General features: G+C 65.4%; 14 protein-coding genes and 1 tRNA gene. 5 read left to right on the top strand and 10 right to left on the bottom strand.

What is annotated here, in order from left to right; genetic code table 11:
• Positions 1-39: 39 nt before the first annotated feature.
• Positions 40-1206 carry a DUF4232 domain-containing protein gene (locus KRR55_RS02970; RefSeq protein ID WP_217387532.1) on the top strand — a complete coding sequence of 389 codons (1167 nt, stop codon included), beginning with the start codon at positions 40-42 and terminating at the stop codon, positions 1204-1206.
• A gap of 21 nt (positions 1207-1227) precedes the next feature.
• Here the strand turns inward: KRR55_RS02970 and KRR55_RS02965 are convergent.
• Both KRR55_RS02965 and KRR55_RS02960 read right to left on the bottom strand, forming a co-directional pair.
• Positions 1228-1300 (bottom strand) — tRNA-Ala (locus KRR55_RS02965).
• A 79-nt stretch (positions 1301-1379) separates the two neighbouring features.
• A complete protein-coding gene (locus tag KRR55_RS02960; protein WP_418888821.1) occupies positions 1380-1598 on the bottom strand; it encodes a helix-turn-helix domain-containing protein in 219 nt (72 codons plus the stop codon).
• Between the two features lie 393 nt (positions 1599-1991).
• Here KRR55_RS02960 and KRR55_RS02955 point away from each other — a divergent pair, with 393 nt between their 5' ends.
• Complete coding sequence (locus KRR55_RS02955; protein ID WP_217387531.1) at positions 1992-2468, top strand: Lrp/AsnC family transcriptional regulator; 477 nt, start codon at positions 1992-1994, stop codon at positions 2466-2468.
• A gap of 103 nt (positions 2469-2571) precedes the next feature.
• Complete coding sequence (locus KRR55_RS02950; RefSeq protein WP_217387530.1) at positions 2572-2967, top strand: RidA family protein; 396 nt, start codon at positions 2572-2574, stop codon at positions 2965-2967.
• A 37-nt stretch (positions 2968-3004) separates the two neighbouring features.
• Here KRR55_RS02950 and KRR55_RS02945 read toward each other — a convergent pair whose 3' ends face one another.
• The 8 genes from KRR55_RS02945 to KRR55_RS02910 all read right to left on the bottom strand — a co-directional run bounded on the left by KRR55_RS02945 (position 3005) and on the right by KRR55_RS02910 (position 11789).
• Positions 3005-4141 (bottom strand): acyl-CoA dehydrogenase family protein, encoded by a 1137-nt coding sequence (locus KRR55_RS02945; RefSeq protein WP_217387529.1) that lies wholly within the window; start codon positions 4139-4141, stop codon positions 3005-3007.
• 70 nt (positions 4142-4211) lie between these two features.
• Positions 4212-5144: a cytochrome b/b6 domain-containing protein gene (locus KRR55_RS02940; RefSeq protein WP_217387528.1), complete on the bottom strand. Its 933-nt coding sequence runs from the start codon at positions 5142-5144 to the stop codon at positions 4212-4214.
• Between the two features lie 47 nt (positions 5145-5191).
• Positions 5192-6160 (bottom strand): electron transfer flavoprotein subunit alpha/FixB family protein, encoded by a 969-nt coding sequence (locus KRR55_RS02935; RefSeq protein ID WP_217387527.1) that lies wholly within the window; start codon positions 6158-6160, stop codon positions 5192-5194.
• A gap of 14 nt (positions 6161-6174) precedes the next feature.
• Positions 6175-6939, bottom strand: coding sequence for an electron transfer flavoprotein subunit beta/FixA family protein (locus KRR55_RS02930; protein ID WP_217387526.1), 765 nt, complete (start codon positions 6937-6939; stop codon positions 6175-6177).
• 219 nt (positions 6940-7158) lie between these two features.
• A complete protein-coding gene (gene idi, locus KRR55_RS02925) occupies positions 7159-7689 on the bottom strand; it encodes an isopentenyl-diphosphate Delta-isomerase (RefSeq protein WP_217387525.1) in 531 nt (176 codons plus the stop codon).
• A gap of 186 nt (positions 7690-7875) precedes the next feature.
• A complete protein-coding gene (locus KRR55_RS02920; protein ID WP_217387524.1) occupies positions 7876-9402 on the bottom strand; it encodes an APC family permease in 1527 nt (508 codons plus the stop codon).
• A 78-nt stretch (positions 9403-9480) separates the two neighbouring features.
• Positions 9481-10359, bottom strand: a complete 879-nt coding sequence (locus KRR55_RS02915) for a universal stress protein (protein ID WP_217387523.1) — start codon at positions 10357-10359, stop codon at positions 9481-9483.
• 5 nt (positions 10360-10364) lie between these two features.
• Positions 10365-11789, bottom strand: a complete 1425-nt coding sequence (locus tag KRR55_RS02910; protein ID WP_217387522.1) for a flavin monoamine oxidase family protein — start codon at positions 11787-11789, stop codon at positions 10365-10367.
• 109 nt (positions 11790-11898) lie between these two features.
• On the opposite strand from KRR55_RS02910, the gene KRR55_RS02905 reads away from it, so the two are divergent.
• Positions 11899-12573: a TetR/AcrR family transcriptional regulator gene (locus KRR55_RS02905; protein ID WP_217387521.1), complete on the top strand. Its 675-nt coding sequence runs from the start codon at positions 11899-11901 to the stop codon at positions 12571-12573.
• A gap of 435 nt (positions 12574-13008) precedes the next feature.
• Complete coding sequence (locus KRR55_RS02900; protein ID WP_217387520.1) at positions 13009-14004, top strand: NADP-dependent oxidoreductase; 996 nt, start codon at positions 13009-13011, stop codon at positions 14002-14004.
• Positions 14005-14069: the final 65 nt, after the last annotated feature.

The following is a 14069-nucleotide window of genomic DNA, read 5'->3' as shown; positions in this document are numbered from 1 at the left end:
GCATCCGAACCGCGAGTCGGCTCGGATAGGCTCCATGGCATGGGACGACACGAAAAAACAACGATCGGCACCGCTTGGATCGTCGCCGGGGCAGGAATTGGCTGGCTGTTCAGCGGCGCGCTGAGCGGCTTGACGCTCGCCCACCAGGTCCGCCTCCCGACCCAATTCACCCGCATGTTGTTTCCCGAGACAATTTCAATGCGAACCTGGCAATCGGCCCAGCCGTGGCCGATCCTGCTTTCCCTCTTTTCAGTCCTGGCAGTGATGGCGTTTACGCTCCTGCTGCTGCGGGGAGCTGGCTTGCGTGCCGGTCGGCAACCTCTCGGATTCCTTGCCACGTGGATGGCCATCGTCCTTGCCGGCTTCGCCACGGCGACCGTGTCCTCCCTTGGCTACGTCGTTGCCTCTTGGCCTCCGGCGCGCCTTGCCTGGTTGCTGGACGGTATCCAGCCCGCTTTGCTGGCGGCCGGTTACTGGGGAATCGTCTGGGGCTGGCTGCCGGCTTTGGCGGGAGCCCTCGCCATGAAATCCGCCAAGCCGCTAGCCGACCCGAAGACCGTGCGGCGACCCGCCGATGCCATGCCGCTGCTGATCGCAGGGCTCCTCGCGGTGATACTGGTCGTCACGATCCCCGCCGCCTACACCTACACCGAAGAAACCCAGGCCCCGCAGGCTGCGCCGCCGCCGCAGGCCACTCCCTCGCCGACACCATACGGCTGGCCGAACCGGTCGGACGCCTTTCAGCCGGCCAAGGACAACTGGTGCCGGGGCGAAGACGTGTCGATCTCTTGGCACGAACCCGAGGGTGCGACGGGGCACCGAGGCATGGGTTTTGACCTGACGAATACCGGGACCGGGCCTTGCGTCGTGGAGTCCTACCCCGACATCGCCTTCAACAACGCCGACGGATGGGCCATAGAGGTGTTGGTGGTCCATGGCGGATCCTTCATGACCGACGACCCCGGGGTCTCGGCCATCACCCTACCGCCCGGCAAGAGCGCACGGGCATATCTGGGCTGGAACGCGATGGCGGCGGCCGGGGATATCCGCACCGGAACCATGCTGGTTGCACCCTATGCAGGATCGTTGCGCCACAGTTCGCCGGTGGACCTGGACATCATTGACGGCGGTGCCGTATCGGTCACCGCATGGGAGCCCGTCCCGGAACCAGCCGGTCCAAACAAGAGCACCCGCCCGAAACCGTAAGGTTCCTGCGGGTGCCATTTGTGGAGCATAGCGGAATCGAACCGCTGACCTCTTCGATGCGAACGAAGCGCTCTACCAACTGAGCTAATGCCCCGTTTTGCGGCTTGGAGCCGCAATGTTGTTAGCCTAAACCCGTGGTGGGCCACACGCAAAATCGGCGCACCACCGAGTATCTAGTCTTCGTCGCCGTCGGCGGCCCCGGCTTCGATGGATTCCCGCGCCGCCGTGTATTGGCGCTGGATGTAAGCCTCAAGTTCGCTGCGCTCCACGCGCCAGACGCCGCGTCCGCCGATCTTGATTGCCGGCAAGTCCCCGCTGCGCACCAGGGACCGCACCTGCGGCAGGTTTACGTTCAACTCGTCGGCGACATCTTCTAGGCGCATGAACCTCATGCATTGAAGGCTACCCGTTTCCCGATCCGGCGAAACTCTCCGAAGCACTTTTGTGGATAACTGCTACGCGTCACGAGGGCGGCGACGCGGGGAGGAGCGGCGAAAACAAGAGTGGTCCGCGATGACTCCAGATGCTTGGAATCTTTGCGGACCACTCTTAATGTTCGACCTGCGGCCTTGTGGGCCGGCCCGTAGCGCGGCCTGGATCCGGTCCCGCTACGGGGGTCTGCTCGCCGTAGCTTGTGACCTTGGATGAGCTTCTAACAACTACTAAAGCAACAACCGGGCATACCGTGCAACACAGTTGGGAATCACTGATCATTTTGACTAACATGGAGCGGTAGCTACCGAACAACTTGGTCAGTCTGACCGAACCTAGGCGAAGGAGCCAGAATGACGCCGGAATCGTACCAACTGGATGATACGGATAGGCGCATTCTCTTGGCCCTGGACGAGGATCCCCGGGTTCCCACCATGATGCTGGCGCAACGCTTGGGCCTGGCCCGCGGCACCGTCCAGACCCGCATGGAGCGGCTCGCGAACTCCGGCGCCTTGCGCCCGAACTCCAGCCGCGTGAAGCCTGCATCGGTTGGCCGCGGGGTCTCGGCCGTTGTCAGCGCGGAGCTCGACCAGTCACATTTGGAAGAAGCCATCGCGGCGTTGAGTCTCATTCCGGAGGTCCTCGAATGTGTCGCCCCGGCCGGAGACACCGACCTGCTGATTCGCGCCGTCGCCAAGGACCCGGATGACCTGTACCGGGTCAGCGAGGAGATCCGCCTCTGCCCGGGCATCACCCGGACCTCCACGTCGATGATCCTGCGCGACGTGATCCCGTACCGCACCACGGCCCTGCTCAATCACCTGGGCTAAGAGTCCCGCACCCGTGCCCCATGTCCCGGTGCCTGCCCGCCAGATGCCCTAGTCTGTTCTGGGCGGCGACTTGCCACCGGACCACTTCCATTTGAGGAGCACCATGGGCACCACAGGACTTACCAATATCGACGTTGCGGGCATCACCACCGAGGCAAGCCCGTTCCCCAGCGCCACCCGCGCCGGCGACTTCGTCTTCGTTTCGGGCATGGTCTCCAAGGACGAAAACAAGGTCCTGGTCGGCGAGGGCGACATCTACGCGCAAACTGTCCAGACCCTCAAGAACCTGCAGACCGTCCTGGCCGGCTTCGATCTGGGGCTCGATGCCGTGGCCACCACCACCGTTTACATCAACGACGCTTCCATGGCCGGCGAATACAACCGCGCCTGGGTCGACACCTTCGGTGGCCACCGCCCCTCGCGTGCAACCATCGTCGCACCACTGCTGGCGCCAGAGCTTCTGGTTGAGGTCCAGGCCACCGCCTGGGCCGGAAACTAGCCGATCCGGCGGTGCCCCGCCACGGGGCAACCCGGCATTAGCGCTCCACGGCCAAGCGGCCGATGACCAGGCGCATGATCTCGTTGCTGCCCTCCAGGATCTGGTGCACCCGCAGGTCGCGCACGATCTTCTCGATCCCGTATTCGGAGAGGTAGCCGTAGCCGCCGTGCAGCTGTAATGCCGTGTTGGCGGCGTTGAACCCGGCATCCGTGGCCACGCGCTTGGCCATGGCGCACAGGCGCACGGCGTCCGCCGTCCCCCGTTCCAGGGCGTCGGCGGCACGCCAGATCATGGTCCGCGCCGTTTCCAGTTCGGTCTCCATGTCGGCGATCTCGAAGAGCAGGGCCTGCTGGCCGATGAGCGGCTTTCCGAAGGCCTCGCGTTCCTTCAGGTAGGCAATGGACTTCTCCAGCGCCGCCTGGCCGCCACCGACCGAGCAGGCGCCGATGTTCACGCGGCCGCCGTTCAGGCCCTTCATGGCGATCCCGAACCCTGTCCCCTCCTCCCCCAGGCGGTTGCCCGCGGGAATCCTGACGTTGTCCATGACCACCTGGCGGGTGGGCTGGGCGTTCCAGCCCATCTTCGCCTCCAGCGCCCCGAAGGACAGTCCCGGGGTCCCGTCCGGCACAAGGAAGGCGGTGATGCCGGCGCTGCCGGTGTCAGCGGTCCGGGCCATCACGAGGTAGACGCCCGAGGACCCGGCGCCGGAAATGAATTGCTTGGTCCCGTTGAGCACGTAGGAGTCCCCGTCCAGCACCGCCCGGGTGCTCAGCGCAGCGGCGTCGGATCCGACTCCGGGCTCGGTGAGGCAATAGCTGCCCAGCATCTCCATGGTGCACAGCTGCGGAACCCAGGCCGCGCGCTGCTCGTCGTTGCCGAACTTGTCGATCATCCACACCACCATGTTGTGGATGGAGATGTAGGCGGCGATGGTCGGGTCGGCCTTGGCCAGCTCCTCGAAGATCAGGGCAGCATCCAGCCGGCTCATCCCCGAGCCCCCGAAGTCCTCCCGCACGTAGATCCCGCCCATGCCCAGGGCCCCTGCCTCGGCCAGGACGTCGACGGGGAAATGGTGGTCCCGGTCCCAGGCCGCCGCATGGGGCGCGATTTGTTCGGTGGCGAAGTCGGCCACCATCTCGATGATGGCCAACTGGTCCTCGGTGGGTTCAAACATGCTCGGCTCCTGGGTCTGTGCGGTGGGCGGATGTCGGGTTCACGGAGTGGGGGCCGGACCGGGGGCTCGGCTACTTGCCGACCTTCCCGGTCAGCGAGGCCAGGGGGCGCAGGAAGACCGGCTGGGCCAGGAACCAAACGCCCACGATCACCACGATGGACACCGCGAAGATGATGAGCCCGGCGGGACCGGCCGAATCGTTGGCCGCGTACATGTGGTTCAGGTTGCGCAGCACGCCGGTGGCCAGCACCAGGGCCACGTGCACCACGGTGAAGGCGACAAAGTAGATCATGACCGGGAAGTGCAGCGCCCGGGCGAGTTCCATGGGGTAGGCCTTGTTGAGCGCAACAGCCTTCTTGGGCCAGGCCCCGGACATCCGCAGGCCGGTGATGATCGCCAGCGGGGCCGCGATGAAGACGGTCACGAAGTAGGTCAGCACCTGCAGGGCGTTGTAGTTGACCCAGCCGTGCTCGGTCGGCCAGTTCAGCGAGAGGTACTGGAGCCCTGCGGACAGGGCGTTGGGGATGATGTCCCAGCTGGTGGGCACGATGCGCGCCCACTGGCCGGTGGCAAAGAGCACGATGACGAAGATGATGCCGTTGAGCACCCACAGGGCATCGAGGGTGAGGTGGAACCAGAGGTCCAGGCTGATGCGGTTGGGGGCGCCCTTGGTGCGGATCAGGCCCTTGTTGTTGCGCACCCAGTGTGCTGCCGGGCGGGTGACTGTGCGCACCTGCCAGCCGGTGCGCACGATCAGCACCAGGAAGAACACGTTCAGGAAGTGCTGCCAGCCCAGCCAGGCGGGGAATCCGACGGGTGTGCCGGCTGGCAGCTCGGAGTGCCCGGGGTAGGTCGCCATCCAGGTCTTGACGCCCTCAAGGGTGACCAGCCAGCGGGCGACGAAGACCGCGATGAGCAGCAGGACGATCAGCGATCCCGCGATGATGCCGGCGCGCACCCACTTGTTGGCGGATTGTTTCTTGGGGGTGGACCGTGCGGTCATCTCTGGTACCTCGTGCTAGTGGTTGGTTGGTGCATGGGGGGTGTGGCTCAGGAGCGGGACTTGAGCAGTTCGACCACCTGCGGAACCACCGTGAACACATCCCCCACGATACCCAAGTCGGCGATCTCGAAGATCGGTGCGTCTTCGTCACGGTTGATTGCCACGATGGTCTTGGCCGTTTGCATGCCGGCGCGGTGCTGGATGGCACCGGAGATGCCCAGGGCGAGGTAGAGCTGTGGGGAGACGCTCACGCCGGTTTGCCCGACCTGCGCCCCCTGGGCAATGTATCCGGCGTCGACCGCGGCGCGGGAGGCTCCGACGGCCCCGCCGAGGGCGTCGGCCAGCTGTTCGACCAGCTCAAAGTTCTCGGCGGAGCCCAGTCCGCGGCCGCCGGAGACCACGGTGGCGGCCCCGCGCAGTTCGGGCCGGGACGAGTTTTCCGGAACGTCGGCATGGGAGGTGATGCTCGCCGTGCGGGCGGTTCCCGGCTCGAGCTTCACCGCAATGAGCTCGGGGGTGGCGGGCGCGGCCTGCTCGTCGATGGCGCCCGAGCGCAGGGTGATGATCGGCAGGGAGTCGGGCACCGCAGCGTGCACGGTGTAGCTGCCGCCAAAGACCGAGTGCTCGGTGACGATCCCGGAGTCGGACAAGGTGGCGTCCACGACGTCCACCAGCACTCCCCCTCCGGTGCGCACGGCCAGGCGCGCCGCCGCTTCCCGGCCATCGACGGATGCAGCGGCAAGCACTGCCGCCGGTGCATGGGCCGCCACGGCGTCGGCAAGCGCGTCGACCAGCGGGGTGAGCAGGGTGGTGTCAGCGTCGGCCATTTCCACGGCGTGGATCTTCGCGGCGCCGAGCTCGCCGAGCCTGGCCACGGTTTCCGGCGGCAGCGCGGTCGCGGAAACGGTGACGGCGACGGGGGTGCCGAGCCGGGCGGCGACTGCCAGCAGGCCGCGCGCCGAGGCGGTGGCGTGTCCGGCGTGGGTCAGTTCAATGAGGGCAAGGATGCTGGGCATGGTGGGAACCTTTGCTAGATCAGGCGCCGGGCGGCGAGGAAGTCGACGAGTTCGGCGGCGGCATTCCCGTCATCGACGATCTTGCGGCCGGCGTTGCGCGGGGGTCGCTGCGCAAGGTCCAGCACGGTGCTGCGCACCTCGGCAGCGATGCCGAGCTCGGAGGCGGAGATCGTTGCCACCGGCTTGCGCTTGGCGCCCATGATGCCCTTGAAGTTGGGGAAGCGCGCCTCCTCGAAGCGTTCGGTGACGGTGAGGATCGCGGGATAGGACGCGACGACCTCCTGGGTGCCGAGCTCGGAGACCCGCACCCCGGTGACGGCGTCGCTTCCGATGTCGGCGGACACCAGTGAACCGAGCAACGGCAGGTCCAGGTGTTCGGCGATCATCGCCGGGATCATTCCGGCGCGGCCGTCGGTGGACTCGTTGCCGGCGATGACCAGGTCTGCCCCGGTCCCGCGCAGCGCACCTGCCAGCGCCGCGCCGGTGAGGACCGTGTCGGCCCCGGCCAGGGAGTCGTCCAGGATGTGGATGCCGGAATCGGCGCCCATGGACAGTGCCTTGCGGATGGACTTGGAGGCCTCTGTCGGTCCCATGGTGGCGACCACGACCTCGGTGGATTTGTCCCTGTCCTTGACCGTGAGGGCAAGTTCCAGGGCGCGTTCGGTGATTTCGTCAATTACCGGGTCGGCGGCCTCGCGGTCGACCTTCCCGGTGTCGGGAGACAGCCTGCGTTCCTCCGCGGTGTCCGGAACCTGCTTGATCAAAACCACGATCTTCATCCGAGTTCTCCTTGTGATGCTGGGCTTTGCACTCATTCGCGAGACTACTAGGAAGCATCGAAATTTACTAGGTCTTCCTACTAAATTTTGCCCATGAAACACCCGTGTGGGATCCCGCTTCTGCCATCGTGCAAGGCTGTGCCGACCCCAAGGGCTCCGGGAATGCCGAAGCCTCCCTGCCCGTGAACCGGGCAGGGAGGCTTCGGCCCGCAACCCGTCCTATGGCAGGGGTACATCCAGCGAGCCCTGGGCGATTTGTTCGAGCAGCCACGGGGAGAATGCGAAGGGCGTTGCCCTGGCTGCCGCCAACAGGTCAGCGGGGGCAACCCACGCGTATTCGGCAACCTCCTCCGGATTGGGCTCGAGGTCCCCGACTATCCGGGCCGCGAAAACGGGGCAGACCTCGTTTTCCACAATGCCCGAGGCGTCAACTGCCCGGTAGGCAAAGTCAGGGAGCAGCGGTCGGATCCCGCCGATGGCGGTGCCCAGTTCCTGACCGGCACGGCGGACCATTGCATCCTCGAAGGATTCGTCCGCACCGGGGTGCCCGCAAAACGAATTGGTCCACACACCCGGCCAGGTCTTCTTGCCCAGGGCGCGCCGGGTCATCAGGATCCTGCCCTCCGGGTCATAGAGGTAGCAGGAAAACGCCAGGTGCAACGGGGTGTTCGCGGTGTGCACGCTCGCCTTGGGCTCGGTGCCGATGCGGGTGCCGTCGGCCGCCAACAGCACCACAAGTTCCTCGCTCATGACTCTCTTTCATCAAAGAATGGGTTCGGGGCGGGAGACTTCCCTGCCGCCACCCCCAATTCTCCCATGCCGTTGGGGGGGCGGGTGAGGGGATTCCTTGGGGGCTTAATGAAGGCGGCTGCCCGCCCGCGACGTGAAGTCGCGATCCGGCGGGCAGCCGTCTTGCCTGGTCCCGGGGGTCACGGGTCACCTCAGGCGCTTGAGCGTTTCCCCCCTGAAGAATCCGGGGCTGCGCACGCGCATCCAGAACATGATTGCCACGCCCAGCAGCAGCACGCCCACCCCCAGGATGAACACCATGCCCAAGCCGCCGATGTTGGAGCCCGAACCGTAGTCCGGGTCCATCGAGTCGCGCGCGGTGCTCACGAACATCACCAACAGGATCAGCCCGCCCAGCAGGGGGGCCAGGAACCTGAAGAAGAAGTTGCGCACCGAGTCGAAGGCCTCGCGGCGGAAGTACCAGACGCAGGCAAGCGCCGTGACGCCGTAGTAGAAGCAGATCATCAGGCCCAGGGCGGTGATGGTGTCCCACAACGCGTTTTCGCTGAGCAGTCGGGTGATGACGTAGAAGCCCGCGGCGGCCGCGCCGGCGGTGATCGTCGCCACCGACGGGGACATAAAGCGCGGGGAGATCCTGCCGAAGGTCTCCGGCAGTGCCTTGTAGTAGCCCATGGCCAGCAAGGTGCGGGCCGGGGACACCAGGGTCGATTGCAGCGAGGCGGCCGAGGAGGAAAGGATGGCCAGGGACATCAGGATCGCAAACGGGCCCATGACGGGTCCGGCCAGGACGGCGAAGATCGATTCCTGGTTCTCCGGGTTGCCGGCGCCGAGCCCGGTCTCGCCGACCCCCGCATAGGCGATCACCGCAAGGGAAATGACCATGTAGATGCCCATGATGACAAGCACCGTGATCGTCGCGGCGCGGCCCGGCACCTTGGCCGGATTCTTGGTCTCCTCGTTCATGGTCAGGGTGACGTCCCAGCCCCAGAAGATGAAGATCGACAGGGAGATGCCGGCGGCGAAGGCGCCGAAGGATTCCACCGCGAGGGGGTTGAACCAGTCCAGCGAGATGGGTGTCGGGTCGAAGGCCGTGCCGTTTTTCACGTGGCCGAAGGCCGCGATTGCGAACCAGGCCAACACGATGAGCTGGAAGGCGACGAGCCAGTACTGGAAGGCCTTGGTGGTCTGCATGCCGCGATAGGAAATCCAGCACGCGGCGGCGATGAACACCAGGGTCGTGGGGATGTTGACCCATAGGTTCGTCGTCAGCTCGGCGATGGCGTCGTTGCCGGTGAGCTGGGCGAGCAGAATGTAGAAGAAGTCGACCGCGACCGCCGCCAGGTTGGAGAGCACGATGATGGTGGCGGCGACCAGGCCCCAGCCACCCATCCAGCCGATCCAGGGCCCGAACGCGCGGGTCGCCCAGGTGAACGAGGTGCCGGAGTCGGGCATGGCGCTGTTGAGCTCGCGGTACCCCAGGGCCACCAGGAGCATGGGCAGGAACCCGGCGATGAAGATCGCCGGGAGCTGGGTGCCCACCTCTGCGACCGTTGGCCCCAGCGCCGCGGTCAACGTGTAGGCGGGGGCAATGGACGAAATCCCGATGACGACGGCGCCGAGCACCCCGACGGTGCCCTTTGACAGTCCCTTGGCGCCCAGGCCCGATGCGGCATCCTGCGCGGGGCGGGTTTCGGTCGTTGTTTCACGACTCATGATTGGTTTCCTTCATCCAGGCGGTGCGGCAAACGACCCCGAAGGGGAACGCGCCGCACCATCATGCGGTGATTGGTGCTAGGACCGTGCCGGCCCCGTTTTGTAGTTCTTGGGAACCACCACCAGCGGAACCGGCAGGGTCCGCAACATGCGTTGGGCAGTGGAGCCCAGGAAGAGCCGGCGCTTGCGCGCCAGCCGGCTCGAACCGACGACGGCAATTTCCCCGTCTTCCCATCCCAATTCGGCAATGGCATCGTCGATGCCGGTGCCGGAGGCAATGGAGATCTCGGCTGCGACGCCCAGTTCCGCCACGACCTCGGCGACGCTTGCCCGGGCCCGGGAGATGGACTCGTCCAGGTCCGCGCCGCGTTCGTTATTGTCGTCCTGGGCCACAAGGGACACGACCCGAAGCTGCAGGTCCTGGTGGTGCGCGGCGGCAGCGGCCGCCTGCACCACCCCCTTGGCCCCGGGGCGGGTGCCCACCAGGGCGGTGACCCGGCGCAGCTGGCCGTTGGCCCTCTCCAACGAGTCAACGGCCTCGGGGGAACCCATGGCCACGGGGATCGGCGAGGCGTGCAGCAGCGCGCTGGCCACCGATCCCGGGGCAAAGAACCCTGCCATGTGGCGCTTGCGGCCGCCCAGCACGATGGCCCGTGCGCCGGTCTCCGTGGCCATGGAAATCAGGCCCTGGGCTGGGGAGCCTACCGCCCGGGCAATCACGCGGGCGCTGATGCCCGGAGGGACCAGGGCGAGCGCTTCCTTCGCCCACAGGTCGACCTTCTCGGCCAGGATGGAGCAATACCCGTGGTCGCCGCCCGGGTACACCGCGGAGAACGGCGTGCTTTCGGGCAGGACGATGGCAAGGTCAAGGTGGGCAGCGGGGCCGCCCAGCGCGGCGGCCAGGGCAATCGCCTCGGCGCCTCGGGCATCCGCGGTGTATCCAACAAGGAGGCGCATGGTGCTTAGGCGTCCAATGCCGCGAGGGTGCCGAACTTGGAGACGACACCGTCGTAGTCCTTGTCGCACTCCGTGCCGTCCACCGCGGCGACGATGCGCGCGGCAGTTCGCCGCCCCATGCGCACCGCGCCGTCGACGTGCTGGTACCCCTCGCCGGCCAAATCCGAGGAGGAGAAGTAGATCGGGCCGACGTTCTTGTTCTGGTCCGGTCCGAAGCGGAACAGGCCGCCCAGGTCGTAGCTGGTGGCGTACGCCCCGCGGGTCCATTCCTCGGCAGCGAAGTCGGAAAGGTAGAACACTTCCGGATCCAGCGCCTTGTCCCCCAGGAACCCGGCGATGCCCTGGAGAATGGCTTCCCTGCGCGCGGCCTCGTCCAGGGCAAACATGGCGTCGGCCTGGGTGTCGGAGATGAACCCGACCAGGGTGCCGGTGGATTCCCCGTGGTAGGTGTTGTCGTAGACCTCCTGCACGATCGAGGACGGACCGAAGCAGGTGCCCGAGAGCCCCTCCTCGCGCCAAAACGGAGTCTCATATACGGCATGGACCTTGATGACCAGGCCCATGGACTGGTGCTGGTGGGTCACGTGCTGGCGGCGCGGCAGCGGCGGGTTGTAGGAAATGCGCGAGTACAGGTTCGGCGGAACGGCAACGATGACCTTCTTGGCGTTGACGCTCACGTCCGCGCCGTGGGCGGTCACGCCCGAATCGGACCAGTCGAGCTTGAGCACCGGGTTGTTCAGGAAGACGTCTTCGCCCAGCCGTTCGGCCACGGCGATCGAGACGCCCTGCATGGTGCCGACGATGCGGCGGTCGAGGATGAAGTCCTCGTCGACGAGGTTGGAGAAGGATCCGGCGGAGGCGGACATCAGCAACGCCTGCAGCGCGGAGAATGTGTGGGCGGGCTTGGTGAGCATGCCGCCGGCGATGAACAGCCCGACGTTGTTGCAGGCAACCTCGTCGCCGGAAATGTTGCGCAGCCAGTGGTGGAAGGAGATCTTGTCGAGTTCTTCGGCCTGCGGGTGTTCCCACGGGGCGTCCGGGTCGACCTCGGTGGTGAGGCGATCCATTTCGGCAATGAGCCTGTTCATCTCGGCCACGGTGGACTCGGCCACCGGAAAGTCTTCCCCGGAATAGACGGTGCGGGTGCCGTCTTCGGCCAGGTAGACGGAGGCGCCTTCCTTGTGGCGTTCGAAGGTCTCGATGCCCAGTTCCTCGATCAGCGAGTACAGGCCGGTCTGGTCCGGGGAGATCCACTGGCCGCCGATCTCGATGGTGGCACCGTCCATGTTCTGGCTCCAGGTGCGGCCGCCGACGCGGTCGCGTGCCTCAAGCACTGCGACGGTCTTGCCGGCCTTACGCAGTTCGTAGGCTGCGGTCAGGCCTGAGGGACCCGCTCCGATGATGACGACGTCGCGATCCAGGGTTGTCATGGTTTCCACTTCTTTCGGTTTTTAAATGAATGGCATTCATTTACTAGACTGGTTCCATGGTAGGCCATAAAGTGCAGTATTGTGAAGTAGGCCACGTCAGGAGCGGACTTTGAACCAGGAAGCAGCAGCACAGGCCGGGGCGCCCCGTCGCCGCGCCGGCCGTCCGCGGTCGGTGGTGCTCGACCGGGACCTCATTGCCCGGGCCGCCCTGAAGCTCGTTGTGGCGGGGGGCTATTCCACCCTGACCATGTCCTCGGTGGCAAAGTCGCTGGGCGTCTCCCCGTCAGCCTTGTACAACCACGTGGAATCCAAGCAGGAACTCATGCAGTGGATCCAGGAAATCGTGATGGACGGGGTCGATTCCTCGGTCTTTGAAACACTGCCATTGGACGAGGCCCTGGCGGAATGGGCGGTGACCTACCGGGACATCTTCGCCGGACACGCGCCGCTGATTCCACTGATCGCGGTCCTGCCGGTCTCCGGCTCCCCGCGTACGCAGGAAATGTATGAAAAGGTCGCCGCGGGATTCACCCGCGCCGGCTGGAAGCAGGCCGAGATCGTCCCGGCCATCGTGGCGCTCGAATCGTTTATTTTCGGATCGGCACTCGACGCCACCGCGCCCCTGGACATCTTCGATGCGGGCGAAAATGCCGGAAAAATGCCAAGCTTCGAAAGCGCCCTGGAGGCGCAACGGGCGACGGGCCGAAACAGCGCCGACACCGCCTTCATGACCGGACTCAGGGCCATCATCGCCGGGCTCATGGACCAGGCGGAGATCACCTAGAACCGCGGCCCGGGCCCGACAGTTTCTCGCTCTTGACTTAATAAATGAGTGCACTCATAATTGAGTATGATCGTATTGTCCGATTTCGGGTAACACAAGGTGTGAGGAAACATGGCGGCCAGCTCGATCAACGGCAATCCCCGGGGCACTCCCCCGCACAACTGCCCGAGGCTCGACGGCAAGGCCCGCTGGCCGTCGCCTCCCAGATGAGCCAAGGATCGCTCCTGGAGAGAATGACGTTAGGGCCCCTACCTCCGTTATCGACGCAGCGGCAAGACATTTGCGAACTTGCTCGGTGCGAATGCTTCTCGGCTCCGGGCACGGCGCCGTGGTTCAAAAGCACATGATCCTCACCCACGAGGTCCTCACGTTCCCCGAACGCCGAACAACATCAACACCATCCAAAGACCCAACCCAGACAGGAGCCCATGCGCCATGAAAGCGTTCGTGTTCAGCCAGTACAAGCAACCTCTCCAGCAAGTAGATGTCCCAGAACCCGCCGTGGGTGACCACGATGTTCTGGTGCGGGTAGCCGCCGCCGGCGTGAACCAGCTCGATGCGAAGATCATAGAGGGCGAGTTCAAGGCGATCCTGCCCTACTCGTTGCCTCATGGGATCGGGCACGACATGGCGGGTAGCGTCATCGGCATCGGCGCGAATGTCACCGGATTCAAGATTGGCGACGAAGTCTACGCCCGGGTGGCCAAGGACCAGGTGGGGACGTTCGCCGAACGGGTGGCAGTCGCCGAGGCGGATCTGGCGTTGCGACCCACCTCCATTACCGTGGCAGAAGCAGCGTCCCTCCCGCTGGTGGCGTTGACCGCCTGGCAGGCCCTGGTAGTCAAGGGGAAGCTAAAGGCTGGCCAGAAGGTGCTGATTCACGCAGGCGCCGGAGGTGTCGGGTCATTGACGATCCAGCTGGCCAAGCACCTCGGCGCCCATGTTGCCACCACGGCCTCGGCCGCCAATGCAGACTTCGTTCGCTCCCTGGGTGCCGACGAAGTGATTGATTACCGCAGCCAGGACTTCGAGAAGGAGCTTTCCGGCTACGATCTGGTCCTTGATTCCCTGGGTGGCGAGAACCTGGAAAAGTCGCTGCGGATCCTGAGGCCCGGAGGAAAGGCGATCGGGATTTCCGGTCCACCGGATCCGGCGTTTGCGAAGGAGGCGGGACTAAACCCCCTGCTGCGACTGGTCACCACGGGACTGAGCAGCAAGATCCGCCGACAGGCCAGGAAGCTCGGCGTATCCTATGAATTCTTGTTCATGCACCCCAGCGGTGAACAGCTGCGCAAGATTTCCGCGCTCATCGATGACGGCGCCCTGCGCCCAATCGTGGGTGCGACCTTCCCCTTCACCCAGACGCCGCAGGCGGTTCAGTCGCTGTCCAAGGGCGGAATGCGCGGAAAAGTCGTCGTCGTCAACGACTGAGTGCCACCGGCCCGGATCCGGTACCGGCAACCATCTCCACCTCCATCAGCATCTTCAACAAGGAG

Source organism: Paeniglutamicibacter quisquiliarum (genome assembly GCF_019084045.1).
GTDB classification, from domain to species: Bacteria; Actinomycetota; Actinomycetes; order Actinomycetales; family Micrococcaceae; genus Paeniglutamicibacter; species Paeniglutamicibacter quisquiliarum.
Note: the sequence above shows the minus strand (reverse complement) of the source record. Positions and strands in the feature narration are given on the sequence as shown.

Excerpts from the sequence above, each read along its gene's own strand:
- KRR55_RS02970 (WP_217387532.1), top strand. The coding sequence starts at position 40 with ATGGGACGACACGAAAAAACAACGATCGGCACCGCTTGGATCGTCGCC.
- KRR55_RS02960 (WP_418888821.1), bottom strand. The coding sequence starts at position 1,598 with ATGAGGTTCATGCGCCTAGAAGATGTCGCCGACGAGTTGAACGTAAAC.
- KRR55_RS02955 (WP_217387531.1), top strand. The coding sequence starts at position 1,992 with ATGACGCCGGAATCGTACCAACTGGATGATACGGATAGGCGCATTCTC.
- KRR55_RS02950 (WP_217387530.1), top strand. The coding sequence starts at position 2,572 with ATGGGCACCACAGGACTTACCAATATCGACGTTGCGGGCATCACCACC.
- KRR55_RS02945 (WP_217387529.1), bottom strand. The coding sequence starts at position 4,141 with ATGTTTGAACCCACCGAGGACCAGTTGGCCATCATCGAGATGGTGGCC.
- KRR55_RS02940 (WP_217387528.1), bottom strand. The coding sequence starts at position 5,144 with ATGACCGCACGGTCCACCCCCAAGAAACAATCCGCCAACAAGTGGGTG.
- KRR55_RS02935 (WP_217387527.1), bottom strand. The coding sequence starts at position 6,160 with ATGCCCAGCATCCTTGCCCTCATTGAACTGACCCACGCCGGACACGCC.
- KRR55_RS02930 (WP_217387526.1), bottom strand. The coding sequence starts at position 6,939 with ATGAAGATCGTGGTTTTGATCAAGCAGGTTCCGGACACCGCGGAGGAA.
- idi (WP_217387525.1), bottom strand. The coding sequence starts at position 7,689 with ATGAGCGAGGAACTTGTGGTGCTGTTGGCGGCCGACGGCACCCGCATC.
- KRR55_RS02920 (WP_217387524.1), bottom strand. The coding sequence starts at position 9,402 with ATGAGTCGTGAAACAACGACCGAAACCCGCCCCGCGCAGGATGCCGCA.
- KRR55_RS02915 (WP_217387523.1), bottom strand. The coding sequence starts at position 10,359 with ATGCGCCTCCTTGTTGGATACACCGCGGATGCCCGAGGCGCCGAGGCG.
- KRR55_RS02910 (WP_217387522.1), bottom strand. The coding sequence starts at position 11,789 with ATGACAACCCTGGATCGCGACGTCGTCATCATCGGAGCGGGTCCCTCA.
- KRR55_RS02900 (WP_217387520.1), top strand. The coding sequence starts at position 13,009 with ATGAAAGCGTTCGTGTTCAGCCAGTACAAGCAACCTCTCCAGCAAGTA.